The organism is Paenibacillus cisolokensis (assembly GCF_050481165.1).
Taxonomy (GTDB): Bacteria; Bacillota; Bacilli; order Paenibacillales; family Paenibacillaceae; genus Paenibacillus_AH; species Paenibacillus_AH cisolokensis.
On the sequence record NZ_JBCNFP010000064.1, the window covers coordinates 65844 to 79817 of the forward strand.

Annotated in this window: 12 protein-coding genes and 1 riboswitch; of the genes, 9 read left to right on the forward strand and 3 right to left on the reverse strand. The window is 59.1% G+C overall.

The annotated features are described in order from the left end of the window. Positions 1-8 precede the first annotated feature (8 nt). Together ABEV74_RS11725 and ABEV74_RS11730 are read left to right on the forward strand one after the other, a co-directional pair. Positions 9-1598, forward strand: a complete 1590-nt coding sequence (locus tag ABEV74_RS11725) for a UDP-glucose--hexose-1-phosphate uridylyltransferase (RefSeq protein ID WP_430146207.1) — start codon at positions 9-11, stop codon at positions 1596-1598. A gap of 219 nt (positions 1599-1817) precedes the next feature. Next, a complete protein-coding gene (locus tag ABEV74_RS11730) occupies positions 1818-2282 on the forward strand; it encodes a hypothetical protein (protein ID WP_430146209.1) in 465 nt (154 codons plus the stop codon). A 119-nt stretch (positions 2283-2401) separates the two neighbouring features. On the opposite strand, the gene ABEV74_RS11735 is transcribed toward ABEV74_RS11730, so the two are convergent. After that, complete coding sequence (locus ABEV74_RS11735) at positions 2402-2629, reverse strand: DUF1128 domain-containing protein (RefSeq protein ID WP_062491109.1); 228 nt, start codon at positions 2627-2629, stop codon at positions 2402-2404. 210 nt (positions 2630-2839) lie between these two features. Between ABEV74_RS11735 and yyaC the strand changes: the two genes are divergently transcribed. The 6 genes from yyaC to ABEV74_RS11765 all read left to right on the forward strand — a co-directional run bounded on the left by yyaC (position 2840) and on the right by ABEV74_RS11765 (position 8977). After that, positions 2840-3436 carry a spore protease YyaC gene (yyaC, locus tag ABEV74_RS11740; RefSeq protein WP_430146211.1) on the forward strand — a complete coding sequence of 199 codons (597 nt, stop codon included), beginning with the start codon at positions 2840-2842 and terminating at the stop codon, positions 3434-3436. Positions 3437-3464: 28 nt separating this feature from the next. Further along, entirely contained in the window at positions 3465-4292 is an 828-nt protein-coding gene (locus ABEV74_RS11745) for an alpha/beta fold hydrolase (protein WP_062491111.1), read from the forward strand. An 11-nt stretch (positions 4293-4303) separates the two neighbouring features. Beyond that, positions 4304-4969, forward strand: a complete 666-nt coding sequence (locus ABEV74_RS11750; RefSeq protein WP_430146213.1) for a DUF6483 family protein — start codon at positions 4304-4306, stop codon at positions 4967-4969. 89 nt (positions 4970-5058) lie between these two features. Next, positions 5059-6741 carry a histidine kinase N-terminal 7TM domain-containing diguanylate cyclase gene (locus ABEV74_RS11755; RefSeq protein ID WP_430146231.1) on the forward strand — a complete coding sequence of 561 codons (1683 nt, stop codon included), beginning with the start codon at positions 5059-5061 and terminating at the stop codon, positions 6739-6741. Between the two features lie 108 nt (positions 6742-6849). Next, on the forward strand, positions 6850-7932 hold the full coding sequence (locus tag ABEV74_RS11760; protein WP_062491116.1) for an HD-GYP domain-containing protein: 1083 nt from the start codon (positions 6850-6852) through the stop codon (positions 7930-7932). A 19-nt stretch (positions 7933-7951) separates the two neighbouring features. Then, positions 7952-8053: riboswitch (cyclic di-GMP riboswitch) on the forward strand. A 105-nt stretch (positions 8054-8158) separates the two neighbouring features. Next, positions 8159-8977, forward strand: coding sequence for a PilZ domain-containing protein (locus ABEV74_RS11765; RefSeq protein WP_430146216.1), 819 nt, complete (start codon positions 8159-8161; stop codon positions 8975-8977). A gap of 145 nt (positions 8978-9122) precedes the next feature. On the opposite strand, the gene ABEV74_RS11770 is transcribed toward ABEV74_RS11765, so the two are convergent. Further along, the gene (locus ABEV74_RS11770; RefSeq protein WP_430146218.1) at positions 9123-10367 is read right to left on the reverse strand and encodes an ABC transporter permease; all 1245 of its coding nucleotides are present in this window, start codon (positions 10365-10367) and stop codon (positions 9123-9125) included. Then, complete coding sequence (locus ABEV74_RS11775) at positions 10364-11077, reverse strand: ABC transporter ATP-binding protein (RefSeq protein WP_430146220.1); 714 nt, start codon at positions 11075-11077, stop codon at positions 10364-10366. The genes ABEV74_RS11770 and ABEV74_RS11775 overlap by 4 nt, the downstream gene beginning before the upstream one ends. 178 nt (positions 11078-11255) lie before the next feature. Between ABEV74_RS11775 and ABEV74_RS11780 the strand changes: the two genes are divergently transcribed. Continuing rightward, the gene (locus ABEV74_RS11780) at positions 11256-13214 is read left to right on the forward strand and encodes an O-antigen ligase family protein (protein WP_430146222.1); all 1959 of its coding nucleotides are present in this window, start codon (positions 11256-11258) and stop codon (positions 13212-13214) included. Positions 13215-13974 lie beyond the last annotated feature (760 nt).

Genomic DNA, 13974 nt, shown 5'->3' on the forward strand with positions numbered 1-13974 from the left:
GATGCATCATGACAACTTATGCGGCACCTCCGAATGCGGAGGAAGCGCTTGTCCTGATCGAGCGCCTCGTCCGGTTCGCGCGGCAGCGCGGGATGACGGAGCCGCTTGACGAGCCGTATGCGCGCAACGCGCTGCTCCACCTGTTCGGCTTCGACGCTCCTTATGAAGGGGAATTGCCGGAGGAACGGCTGGACAGTCCAATTCCGCTGCTGGAGCCGCTGCTCGATTACGGCTACTCGATCGGCTTGATTCCGGACAATACGACGACGTATCGCGACTTGCTCGATGCCCGCATCATGGGGCTGCTCATGCCCCGTCCGTCCGAAACGGCCGCCGCTTTTCGGCGCCGCGCCGAAACGGAAGGGCTGATGGCGGCGACCGACGCTTTCTACCGGCTGAATATCGACGCGAACTATATCCGGATGGACCGGATCCAGAAGAACGAATACTGGTTGCACGAAACGCCGTACGGCAAGCTTGAAATTACGATCAATTTGTCAAAACCGGAGAAGGACCCGAAAGAAATTGCCATGCTGAAGTCGCTGCCGCCGAGCCGCTATCCGAAATGTCTGCTCTGTGCGGACAATGTCGGCTATGCGGGCCGCGCCGACCATCCGGCACGGCAAAACTTGCGGGTGCTGCCGGTAACGCTTGGCGGCGAGCAATGGTTTTTCCAATATTCGCCGTATGTATACTATAACGAGCACAGCATCGTGTTCCATTCGGAACATGTGCCGATGCAAATTTCCAGCGCGACGTTCGAGAGACTGCTCGATTTCGTGGAGCAGTTCCCGCATTACTTCATCGGCTCGAATGCGGACTTGCCGATCGTCGGCGGATCGATTCTGAACCATGACCATTTTCAAGCCGGGCGCCATACGTTTCCGATGGAAGAGGCGCCTGTCGAAGCGCTATTCGCCCATCCGGACTTGCCTGACGTGCGGTACGGCATCGTCAAATGGCCGATGTCGGTCGTGCGCGTCGCCGGTACGAACCGGGAGCAAGCGTTGGAAGCGGCCTCCCGTCTGCTGGACGCATGGCGAGGTTACAGCGACGCGGAAGCGGACATTCTCGCCTATACGGAGCGGAACGGCGCGAGAACGCCCCATAACACGATTACGCCGATCGTGCGTCTCCGCGACAACGGCGAATATGAGATCGATCTGGTGCTCCGCAACAACCGGACGAGCGAGGAGCATCCCGACGGCATTTTCCATCCGCATCGCGAGCTGCATCACGTGAAAAAGGAAAACATCGGGCTAATCGAAGTGATGGGGCTGGCGGTGCTGCCCGGAAGGCTGAAGTCGCAGCTCGAGCAGATCGCCGCTTATTTGTCCGGCTCCGCCGTCTGGAACGAGTCCGAGGTGCGGGATGCGGCGCATCCGCTTCACGCGCATGCGGACTGGATCGCGGCGCTTGTAGCCGAATGGGGGACGGCGCTGTCGCCCGAAGAAGCGCTGCGCGCGACGCGGTCGGCGACGGGAGACAAATTTTTGCGCGTGCTGGAGGATGCCGGCGTTTACAAGCGGACGGAGGAAGGCCAGCGGGCGTTCCGCAGATTTCTGGCGCATGCCGGCTTGCGGGAAGTGCTGTATTGAACGGATTATGCCGCTGCGTCCGCCGGATCGCGGAAGCGGCAGGTATCGATTTGCGGCAAGCAGGAAGCTTTCGGGCTTCCTTTTTTCATGCGGAATTATTAAAAAAATATAAATTGTACATGACCATTTATTATGGTATTTTTTATATAAATCAGATAAAAAACATCACTTTTAAAAAAAGTAATGAAAATCAAAAATAACATGAAAGAGGGCCGGATTATGAGCGCAATTATGCCGTTGGACGAATTTTTGAAGCTGGATACGGACGAACAGGTGGAGAAGCTGAAGCATTGGAAGACGGAGTATACGTTGAAGGATATAAGAGAAGCGTGGGGGTTCAAACATTCGGCCCAATATTACATGCTGCTCAAGAAGCTGCGCATCTACGAGCGGGTTGTCAACAAGTCGGACAAATTTTTTCCCGATCAGATCATGGCGGGGGGATCAGCAGGCCAAAACCGTGCCTGGGCGGCGCAGCCGATCTATCAGCTGGCCGAACAGAAGCTGCCGTCCGACCGGTTCAACTACCAGCTTAACGTCACGCTGACGGGACCCGAGCTGGCGGACAAACTGGAGCGGATCGCGCATTTTCTGAAAGGCGAACAGAAAGACGTCACCGTCAAGCTGTCGATCGAGGCGGCCGAACCGGTCGAGACCGACCGGAGCGAACAGGAGAGCGATTGACGAAAAACCGGGGGATTTGCCGATCCCCCGGTTTTTGCGCGTCGAATATTCGGTTGCTTCATACATTTTTGTCGAATAAACATATTTTATGGGATATATTGTAATAAAATATGAGACGACTAACGATTGCGCAACTTGCCCAGCTCCGAGACAAGCGCTTCCACTTCGCGGATGCTGAAATTCGACTTGGAGGCGACGATGTCGTACAAATCGCGAATGTCCTCGTATTTGCCGAGGTCAAAATGTTCCGGCTGCATGGCGGCGGCAGTAGCCATTTTCAGCTTCGATTTGATCGCTTCGATCATAAAATCGACATTTTCACGAGTGGCATGGTCCAAATCCGGCATCGGTTTACCTCCTTTGTGATCATACTGGCATTGTAACACGCCCCCTGCCGCAGCGCCACATTCCGGAGTCCGCCGGCGGCGCATTCAAGAGTCCGCCGGCGGTGCATTCGTTGAACGGACGGGGCAATTCCGGTACAATATCGGGTACGGACGGCCGATAGTCGTCCGTTCAAAATCGTAGCGTCAAGTTGGTATGACAAGGCGGAATGGATGATGGATATAAAGCGCGAATGGGGGAGCGCGTCCGCGCGCCGCACAGGAGCAGACGGACTTAAGACATTTCTGCGCAAGATTGCCGCGTCGTATCCGGATCGCAGCGCCGTCGCTTTCGTGTGCATCGGAACGGACCGTTCCGCCGGCGACTCGTACGGGCCGTGGGTGGGATCGCTGCTGGAAGAACGCGGCTGGCCGCATGTGACGGGCACGCTTGCGCGTCCGCTGGATGCGGAGCGTCTGGCGGCGGGAAGCGTTCCGCTCCCTGCCGGGGCCGTCGTTGTCGCAGTGGACGCATGTCTCGGCAGACCGGAATCGGTCGGCAAATATATCGTGTCCGAAGGCCCGGTCGAGCCGGGACGGGGGATTGGCCTGAAGCTGCCGCCGCTCGGCGATTACGGCATCGCCGGAGTCGTGAACGCCCGGGGGGCGAAGCCGCATTGGTCGATCCAGTCGGCATCGCTGTACCGGGTCGTACGCATGGCGGTCGAGACCGCGGATGCGATCGAGGCGGCCTGGATGGGCGGAACGCGAAGCGCGCGGGACGGACGCGAGCTGCGCTTGACGATTCGGAACGAACCGGACGGTACATAATGGGAATAGACGAAAGGAGAGAATGCAAATGGACGCTATATCGCTTGCCGAAGCCAGACTGAACCTTCCGAACGGATTGAACTGCGCTTACTGGGATTCCGGAAGAAGCCGTCGGGCAGACGGGCGGACGATTGTGCTGCTGCACGGATTTTGCGGCAGCTCCGCCTACTGGGAAAATATGCCCGCGCTGCTGGAAGGCGCGGGCCGGCTGATTATCCCCGATCTGAGGGGACACGGACGGTCGTCGGCTCCCGGCGATCCGACGTATACGATGGAGCAACTGGCCGATGACGTCTGCGAGCTGCTGGATGCGCTGGAGGTCGACCGCGCCATTGTAATCGGGCATTCGCTCGGAGGCTATACGGCGTTGGCGTTTGCGGAGCGGCACGCGGACCGGCTTGCCGGTCTCGGACTCGTCCACTCGACGCCGTTGCCGGACGACGAAACGGGCAAGGCGAACCGGCTCAAGACGGCGGAGTCGATTCTCGCCGGCGGTCTCCGGGAAGTCGTGGACGGACTTGCGCCCAAGCTGTTCGCGCCGCGCCACCTGGAAACGATGGCCGAGGCGGTGCAGCGCGTCAAGGAGATCGGCTATCGCGCAAGCGCGCACGGCGCGGCGGCGGTTACGCGCGGCATGCGGGAACGGCCGGATCGGCGGGCCGTGCTGGAGCGGACGGGTGTGCCGGTATTGCTCGTAGCGGGGGCCGAGGATGGCATTGTTCCGCCGGAGAAGGTTTTCGCGGCGCACGGTCCGGATACGGAGAAACGGATCATCCAGAATTGCGGCCATATGGGCATGATCGAGTCGCCGGCCGAAGTGGCGCAAGCGATCCACTCGTTCGTCGAAAACGTGTAGGGGGCACGGCCATGCTGCAGCGCGATTACTTGATGCGGATGATCGAGCAGGTCGCGTCCGCGATCGGACAAGTGATGGGCTTGCGCCGCCAGATGCGGCATCAAGAGGCGCTGCTTGTCATCGACGAGCTGCTCGACAGCCGCTTCCGGTTAAACGGCCGGCTTATCCGCTCGCTGTCGGACGAGGATATCGTCGGCATGATGACGACAAACGGCGTAATGGAGGCGGAAAATATACAGGCGATCGCTCTTCTGCTAAGGCAGGAAAGCGAAATTTACGAGGAGATGGGCGACGGGGCGCGCGCTTACCCGCTTCAGCTCAAGGCGCTGCAGTTATTTGCGCGTTTGGCGGCGGCTGATGCGCCGAAGGTGCTGGCGGATTCCGATGCCGAGGCCGAGCGGTTGCTGCTCAAGCTGTCCGATTGTGAGCTGCCGGCGGCAACCAAACGGCTGGTGATGGACTGGCAAGAATCGCGCGGCCGGTACGACCAGGCCGAGAATTGGCTGTACGAGCTGCTTGCCGAAGGCGAAGCGGGATTGGACGAGGCGGTCGCCTTCTATCGCCGCCTGCTTCCGCTCCCCGACGAACGGCTTGCCGCCGGCGGCCTGCCCCGTGAGGAAGTGGAGGAAGGGCTGGCGCAGGCGGAGGCGGGCGCATGGCTTTCCAGCCGCGAGTAGCCGCGGTTTGACGCCATTGTCCGTTAAATCGGCGGTATGCTACAATGGATAGGAATGGCTATTAGACGAGTGGGTGAGCCTTTTTGGACGTGCAGATGTGGGTAAATTTCGGCTTGTTTCTCGTTTTGCTCGGTACCTTCGTTTACATTTTCGCATCGAGCGTCATAACCGGACTTCACAAAATGTACTTGTCGGTACATTCTTTCATGATGCTGTGGCCGCTGTTTCAGTTTGCCATGCGCCAGACGGACGATCCGCAATTTCAACTGCTCTACCTGACGGCTGCCTTCGTCGGCATCGCTCTGCTCGGAGCGTTCTGGTATATTTTCACCATCTTTTTGGTCGGCGAATCCTATCTGTTGAAAACCCGCAATCTGATCGTCATATTTTTACCCGCCGCCATCACGGCCGCAGGGCTGATATGCAATCCGAACGAACTGTTTTTTCAATATATCGGCCATGACACCGGCGATGCGGACGTTTCCTTCTGGTATCGGCCGGGGCCGCTATTGATTTATATGCCCGTGCTGCTCGCCGGCTATTTTGCCGTTTCGATATACGCCATGGTTTCCACGCTTCGTCGGGACGCTTCGCCCCGCCATCGCAGGCTCGTCGTGACGGCGCTTTACGGGATGCTGCTTTTGACCGGTTTCGGTTTGGCCGATTTTGCCGCAGCCATGTTTTTTCATCAGGCGCAAAGCGTCCTGTCCGCCGGCCTGGCCCTAGCCGGCATTTACTATGCGCTGGCCGTTACGCGGTACAGCGCTTTCGACATCATCAATATCGCGCAGCGCGACGTGATCGATACAATGTCTACCGGGCTGCTCGTGCTCGACGAGCATAATGTTGTCATCGAGATGAACAAGGCTCTCCGCTCGATCTTGCCGGTGAACATCGGCGACAAATTCGACCTTCGTGCGCTTTCCTCGCTGTCTTCGTCTTCCCGTACGCAGATGGAGGCGTTTTTCTCCATGCTGCGCAAGCATGCGATGGCGACTGCCTCGGTTGAGATCGCGACGGCCGGCAGCCGCCATTATGAGCTGCATTCCACGCCGATTCTGAATCATCGCAATACGCTGATCGGCCGCGTCATCACGTTTCAGGACGTGACGGAATACCGCCGGCTGATGGAGGAGATGAACGATCAGAACGCGGTTCTGCAGGAGCGCAACCGCGAGCTGATTCTGATGCAGGACCAGCTGTTTCAGGCGAACCAGAAGCTGGAGCGGATGGCGGTTACCGATGCGCTGACCGGCTGCTTCAATCGCCGCTATTTGCTGCAGCAGCTTGAGCGGGAGGTGGTAACGAACGTCCGCTACCGTATTCCTTTTGCCATGTTTCTGTTCGATATCGATCTGTTCAAAATGATTAACGACAGCTACGGTCATCTGGTCGGCGACGAAGTGCTGCGCAGCACGGCGGACATCGTCAGGCGCACGATTCGCCGGACGGATATTCTGGCCCGCTACGGCGGCGAAGAATTTGCCGTTTACCTGCCCTATACGACTTCGGCGCAAGCCGTAAGACTGGCCGAGAGGGTGAAGGCGGCCGTTGAGCACAACGCCGTCGGCGCCGGCGGGGAAGACCAGCTCGTATCGGTGACGATCAGCATGGGCGTGCTCTGCATCCGCAGCGCGGAGGATGCTCGTCCGGGCGTGGCGCTGGACGACGCCAAAGATTTCTTGCTGGGACTTTTTGCCCAGGCCGATGCCGCGCTTTACGAAGCGAAAAATAAAGGGCGCAATTGTATCGTCGTGAAAGATATAGCCTGACGGCGGACAGGCCTCCGCAGCTTTTGCATAGCCATAGGCTCGTACATTTGATACAATAGTTCCAGAAATAATGGGACCGAGCGTTTGCAAAGGCGGGAACCGAAAGTTATGAAAAAATTGAATATCAATTTGGTCAAGCCGGGAGATCGGCTGGCCAAGCCGGTCGTGCAGGAAAACGGCAACGTGCTTCTCGGGGCGGGTGTGGAACTGAGCGACCGCTTTATCCAAAGGCTGCAAAATTTGGGCGTCGACACGCTTTTCATCGAAGACGATGCGACGGAAGGCATCGAGCCCGATGAGGCGATCCGCGACGATACCCGACGGCAGGCGACCGAAGCGATTTACAAGACGATGACATCGCTGATGGACCAGCCTTATACGAAAGGCCGGGCCGTCGAGCCGGAAATCGGGCGGACGTTTCGAAAGGTTTTCGGAGAAATCATGCAGGATTTGATCGGCCGGGAGCATCTTCTCGTCAGTCTTTCCCAAATCCAGGTGAAGGACGCCTATCTGTTTCAACATTCCGTGAACGTGGCCATTCTTGCCGGCATTATGGGAATGGCCAAAGGGTTCAACCGCAGTCAGATGGAAGAGCTTGGCGTCGGGGCCATGCTGTTCGACATCGGCATGACGCAAGTGCCGAAAGAACTGCTCGACAAGGAGGGGCCGCTGAGCGAAGCGGAACGTGCGATCGTGGAGCAGCATCCGACGGCCGGATTTGACATCCTCCGCAAACATCACGATATATCGCTGCTGTCCGCGCACTGCGCTTTGCAGCATCACGAGCGCTATGACGGATCGGGATATCCCCGCGGACTGCGCAGCGAGGAGACGCATATCTACGCGCAGATCGTCGCGATCGCGGACGTCTACGATGCGTTGACGTCGCCGAGACCGCACCGCAAGCGGTACACGCCGTCGGAGACGATCGAGTTTTTGTTCGCGGCAGGCAATACCTATTTCGATCTCGATCTGATCAAGCTGTTTTGCCGCAATATCTCCATTTATCCCGTGGCAACGACTGTGCTGCTGAATACCGGTCAGGTCGGGGTCGTATCGGCCAACAATCCGCTGGCGAGCCACCGTCCGAAGGTGCGCATCGTGCAGGAAGCCGACGGGTCGATACCCAAAGAGGCTTACGATATCGATTTGCAGGACGAGCTCCATATTATGATTGTGAAAGAACTGTAACGACGACAACCGAATACGAGCGCGACAAAGGCAAACCTGTCGAAAGGCAGGGACGCAAAGCTACAGGGTCTAAGTCCGAACGTGCAACCGAGCGTCGGATATCGACAGCCTGGCTACCGAAATCGAGTCTCTATTTGATAGGGGAACTTAAGGCGGCTTCTTGCAGGATAGCGGCTTTTTTTGCATTCTGCCCGCGTTTCCCCGCACGAAAGGAGAATACTGTTCGGTGAATCACGATCATTGGGTCACTCCATCCCTGCTTCTGCAAAGCAAAACCGTCGTCGAGAAGCAGGGCTATGTAGCGGCAGGCACGCTGACCTATCTGGAAGGCGATTTGCTGGAGGTCGAACTGCAAGAATTCGACCGGTTCAAGCTTGGCGAACGCGTTCAGCTGACCGTCTATGCATCTTCGACCAAATATCGGCTGCGAACGTCGGTCATCGGGATGGCGGAAGGCTCCATCGCGGTCATTCTGCCGCCGGGCGCATTCAATTTGCACAATGAGAAGCGCAAGGCGCCCCGCATTTCCGTATCGGTCAAGGGCAGGCTGCTGCGGAAGCCGGAGCAATCGCCCGAGCCGCTGTCGAAGGCGGAAAAGCTTCATCGCAAATGGGCGAAAGAACTGCAGGTCGACAGACTGGACGAGGGGCTGGTCCGGCGTTTGGAAGCGCTGATGAACGATGCGGATGCGGAGGAGCCGGAGGATGCCGGGAATGACGGCAACACGCCGGATGCGGAAGGCGGTGAAATGGAAGTCGTCAATATGAGCCTGGACGGAATCGGCTTCCAGGTTCATGCGGGCAGCTGGTCGTTATGTCCGGGCGACTGGGTCGAAGCCGTATTGTACCCGGGGTTTGAGCTCGATTGTCTGCTGGAGATTATTCGCGAAGTCCGGTCGGGCGGCACGGTTTATTACGGCGCCCGTTTCGGGGAAATGCGGGAGGAGCAGGTACGTTCGCTCCGGGCGTTCATCCTGCGGGAGCAGGTGGCGGCATATTATCAGATGAAGCAACAAAACGACGGGAAGCGCGCATCCTCCGGTTAGGGGGAGCGCGCTTCCCGTCGTTTATGCCGATGCTGTGACGGTTTATGCGGGCGCTGTGACGGTTTATGCCGATGCTGTGACGGTTTATGCCGATGCTGTGACGGTTTATGCGGGCGCTGTGACGGTTTATGCCGGCGTTGTGGCGCTATATATCCCGGCGCAGCGCGCGAAGCACGTCGATGCGAACCGCCCGCTCGGCGGGGCGCATGCCGGACAGAACGGCGACGCCTACGCTGATGCCGACGCTGAGCAGCGTCAGGGAAAGCGGAATGTACGAGAATACAAAGCCTTCCGGCGGCTTGCTGTCCAACGCCGCGGCGATGATCGGCGGCAGCGCGATGTTGACGGCCGCGCTCAGGCCGTAAGCTATAACGGTGCCGATCAATGCTCCCATGACGCCGATGCCGGAGCTCTCGATCAGAAAGATGCTGCGGATCGCCCTGGGATGGGCGCCGACCGCTTTCATGATCCCGATGTCCTGCGCCCGTTCGGTAACGGCCATCGTCATCGTGTTGTAAATGCCGATGGAGGCGATCAGGACGGCTATCGTGCCGACAAATACGAGACCGATCTTCATGACAAGGAAGATCGTTTCCATTTGGTTGACCGAATCGGCAGCGGTATAAAGGGAATACCCTTGTTCGCGCAGTTCCTTCGCCAGCGCCGCAACGACTTCCGCGCTTGCGGCGTAAGCTTTCGCTTGCGGACTGCCGATATCTTCGTCCTGCAGCAAAAACGACGGCATCAGCGACTGGGCGATCATGACATGCGTTTCCATGTTCCTTTCGTTTGCGGGCTTCTTCAGAATGCCGACGACTTTCAGTCTGGCTTCGCCGGATTCGATCATTTCGTTCTTTTTGGGGTCCATCGCCAGCCCCGTTACGGTTACTTCCGCATCGAGCAGACGGCCCGAATAGGAGGCTCCCTGTTTATTTTTCAGATGTTCCGCCAGATGGTAGCCGACGACAATCTCGCTGCCCGACTCCGGCATACGGCCTTCTTCAAGCTCCAGGTTGGCGGCTTTCTCCTGTTCGAAATCGGTAAAGACGAGCGTTGTCATCGTCTCAAAACCGTCGAGCTCCACTTCTCCGCTTTTCATATAATGGGTCGTGACCGCCTTGACCCTTTCCATGGCGCTGATCCGGCGCACATCTTCCGCGGTGATCGGGGAAGGCTCGCCGTCTTTCATGCTGTTGTACAGATCGATTTCGGTCAGCAGCCGGTCCCGGAGCAGCTCGTCGACAAAGCTCTTCTGCAGGCCGAAGGCGACGGACGCGATCATGATCAGAAACGCGCAGCCGATCGCCGTCGCGAGCACGGTCATGAAAATGCGCGATTTGTTCTTCTTCATGTTCTGCCTGACGAACCGGATTTTATCGGCCATTTTCATCGCAGCGCTTCCTCCTTTTCGGCTTCGGCGGCGATTTCCGACAGAAGGCCGTCTTCCATGCGAAACCGGCGGCTGCCGATAGCGGCGACTCGCTCGTCATGGGTAATGACAAGCAGCGTGAGGCCGCGCTCTTCGTTCAGCTCGCGCAGCAGCCGCAGAAATTGCTCTTCGTTTTCGCTGTCCAGGCTGCCCGTAGGCTCGTCCGCCAGCAGCAGCGGCGGATCGAGAATGAGCGCGCGGGCGATGCCGACGCGCTGCTGCTGTCCGCCCGACAGTTCGGCGGGATAATGGTCGGCGTAATCCGCGATGCCGAGCCGCTCCATCGCCTCCTTGACGCGATTGCGCCGCACGCTTGCTGAAAGGCCGCGGAGCACCAGGGGAAGCTCGATATTTTCATAGGCGGTCATGCCGGGAATAAGTTGAAAATTCTGAAAGACAAAGCCGATATGCGACAGCCGGAAATCGGCCCATTGTCCTTCGGTAAACGCGGTGACGTCTTGCCCGCCGATGCGGATGGAGCCTTCCGTCGGGCGAAGAAAGCCGCCGATCAGGTGCAGCAGCGTCGACTTGCCGGACCCGCTCCGGCCGACGAGCGTGGCGATTTCTCCCTTGCCGACACGCATGTCGATGCCGCGCAGCACCGGGACGCGCCTTTCGTTGCCTTTGCGGCCGAGCGTAAACGAGTGTTTGAGTCGGTTCAGTTCGATCATGTCGTTCCTCCTGCCAGTGTTCATACATGAAAAAGAACGACGAGGGGGAGGAAAAAGTTTTGCGTGCTGCCGGTCCGGCTTGGGGGCATTGGGCGGGTCTGCCGCTCCGCAAATATGGAAAAACTATAAGCTATAACAATATGCGGCAGGTATGATGATAGAGAAGGAGGCGATGGCGTTGTCCGTCGTCATTCGGGCGGCTGCCGCCTTCTGGATTGCGGCGGTGCTCGCGGTTGCCATGTTCCGCAGCGGGCTGTACTTCGAAACGGCGTTTTACCGGATCGGCATGATGCTGAGCGCGGCGGGGGCGCTGGCGGCATGCGGGATGGCATGGCGGCTTGCGCGGCTTAAAGGGCGGTTAAGCGGGGAGCGAAGGAAGGCCGCGCTGAGCCATTATGCCGCCGCGGCCGGGCCTCTTGGCGTCTCCGCGCTTTATGCGCTTTCGCTGCTTCGGGGGCCGGCGTCCTGGCAGGCGACGATCGAACAGGGGCTGCGCTGGTCGGCCTATGCGGGCTTTCTGCTAGTTGTCCTGATGTTTCTCGAGGACGGCCGGTTTCGCCTTTGGCTTGCAGCCAGCCTGCAGCTGGCCGGAGCGCTGCTTGCCGCCGGCGGCCTGGCCGGCTGGTTCGGCTGGATGCAACATCCCGGGATGGTCATGCTTTCCGGAGACGAGCGGTTGTCGGCGACCGGGGCGCGGCTTGGCGGTTTCTTTCAATACCCGAACATGTATGGGGCGGCGGCAGGCGCGTTCGTCTTGTGGCAGCTCGCGCTGCTTGTCCGGGAACGCAGGGCTGCGGCCTCTGCCTGGTCGGCTTGTACCGCTCCGTTCTGCTTTGCCGCTATGCTGCTGACCGAGTCCCGCGGAGCATGGCTTGCCTTTGCCGTCGGCTGGCTGGCCGGCCTGCTTCTGCATCGCAGCGAAGAACGGCTGCGCTGGCTAGCTTGCAGCGGCTCGCTGGCCGCCGCCGGCGCAATCGGCTACCGGCTGGCGCTCGCCGCCGGGCCCGGCCATGCCGCCGCCGGTTACGGAGAGGCGGCAAGCGGCGGCGGCATAGCCGGCCTGTGGCGCTCCGCGCCGCCGGGCGCGGAAGCGGCTTTGGCCGTTGCCGCCTTGGCGATTGGAGGCGCGGCGTTGTTTGGCCTGAACCGCAAGCTGGCGGCCGTTGCCGCCGAAGGTGGAGGCGGAGCCGCCGCGTCGGCCGGCCGCGCCAGGAGCGTGACGGGCGGGGGTGGCGAGCGCGCCGGAGCCGCCGCGCCGGGCGGCCGCGCCATGAGCGTATCGGGCGAGCGTAGCGATAGCGCCGGAGCCTCCGCGCCGGCCGGCCGCGCCAGGAGCGTGGCGGGCGAGCGTGGCGAGAGCGCCGGAGCCGCCGCGCCGAACGGCCGCGCCATGAGCGTCACGGGCGAGCGTGGCGAGAGCGCCGGAGCCGCCGCGCCGGGCGGCCGCGCCATGAGCGTATCGGGCGAGCGTGGCGAGAGCGCCGGAGCCGCCGCGCCGGGCGGCCGCGCCATGAGCGTATCGGGCGAGTGCGGCGAGGGCCTTGGAGCCGCCGGCACCCCCGGTGAGTCTGCGGCGATAGCAGTTCCGGCTTCCAGGCGTCTGGCGGCGATCGCGTGGCCTATTTTCACGATAGGTTTCTGTATTGCCTTTTGGACGGTGTGGAGCGCCGTTGAAGTCAGAGTGGAAGGGGAAGGACGCAGCGGGACGGCTGTTGCGAGGCTTGCCTATTACATGGATGGCTGGACACTGCTGAAGGAGGCGCCGCTGTTCGGACAGGGAGGCGGCACTTGGCGGGCGCAGTACGCCTCGGTTCAGCGCGAACCGTACGTCAGCGGCGAGGTACATAACGGTTACTTGAACGTGGCGCTTGATCTCGGTGCGGTTGGACTGGCCGTCTTCCTTGCGATGCTGGGCGCATTCCTGCTGCGTATAGGCAGACGCGACGCGGCAATGCTCGCCGTTCCGGTCGTGCTGTTGACGCATGCCGCCATCGACTTCGATATGTCGTACGGATACTACTGGATTTTGTTGTTCTGCTGGCTGGCGCTCCATAGTTCGGGCGGACGAAGGCGGGGGGAAGACGAACGAACGCAGTACCAGAGCGATGATGGAACGAACGCAGTACCAGAGCGATGATGGAACGAATGCAGTACCTGAACGATAATGGAACGAACGCAGTATCCAAACGATGATGGAACAAACACAAATATCCGAACAGGGTGAAACGCGGGGTTAAACGCAAACGTAGATCGAAACGCGGGAAAATGCAAACGCAATCCCAACGCGGGGAAACGCAAACGCAGACCCGAAATACGGGCGGGAGGCTGCTGAATCGCTCTATTCCGGGCGGAAACGAATGAAAGTTGGTTTTCAATATCTGTAAGATTGGATCTGCCGGATCAGAAGGAACCTTTGCGGCCGATGAAGCCGATTTTGGGTGTATTTTATACAATAAAAAGATGCTCATCAGGCCTGCATGCCGCCAATTATTGTATAAAATACAATGATTGATCGCCGGGGCGGGGGATATCGGTCCAATTGTATCGAGTCAGGTGTATTTTGTGCAATAAAACTACGTCATTCGACTTTCAATACCGGGAATCATTGCACAGAATACAGTTACTCGATACAGTTACTCGGCATAGGGCAGGTCATTTTGTCCGATTATATCGATTTAGGTGTATTTTGTGCAATAAAACTGCATCATTCGACTTTCGATACCGGAAATCATTGCACAGAATGCAGTTAATCGGCATAGGAGGAGACATTTTTGCCCGATTGTACCGATTTAGATGTATTTCATGCAACAAAATGACGTAATTCGGCTCTCAACACCGGGAGATATTGCACGGAATGCAGTTATTCGACAAGGGATAGGATGATGTACAATAGTTTG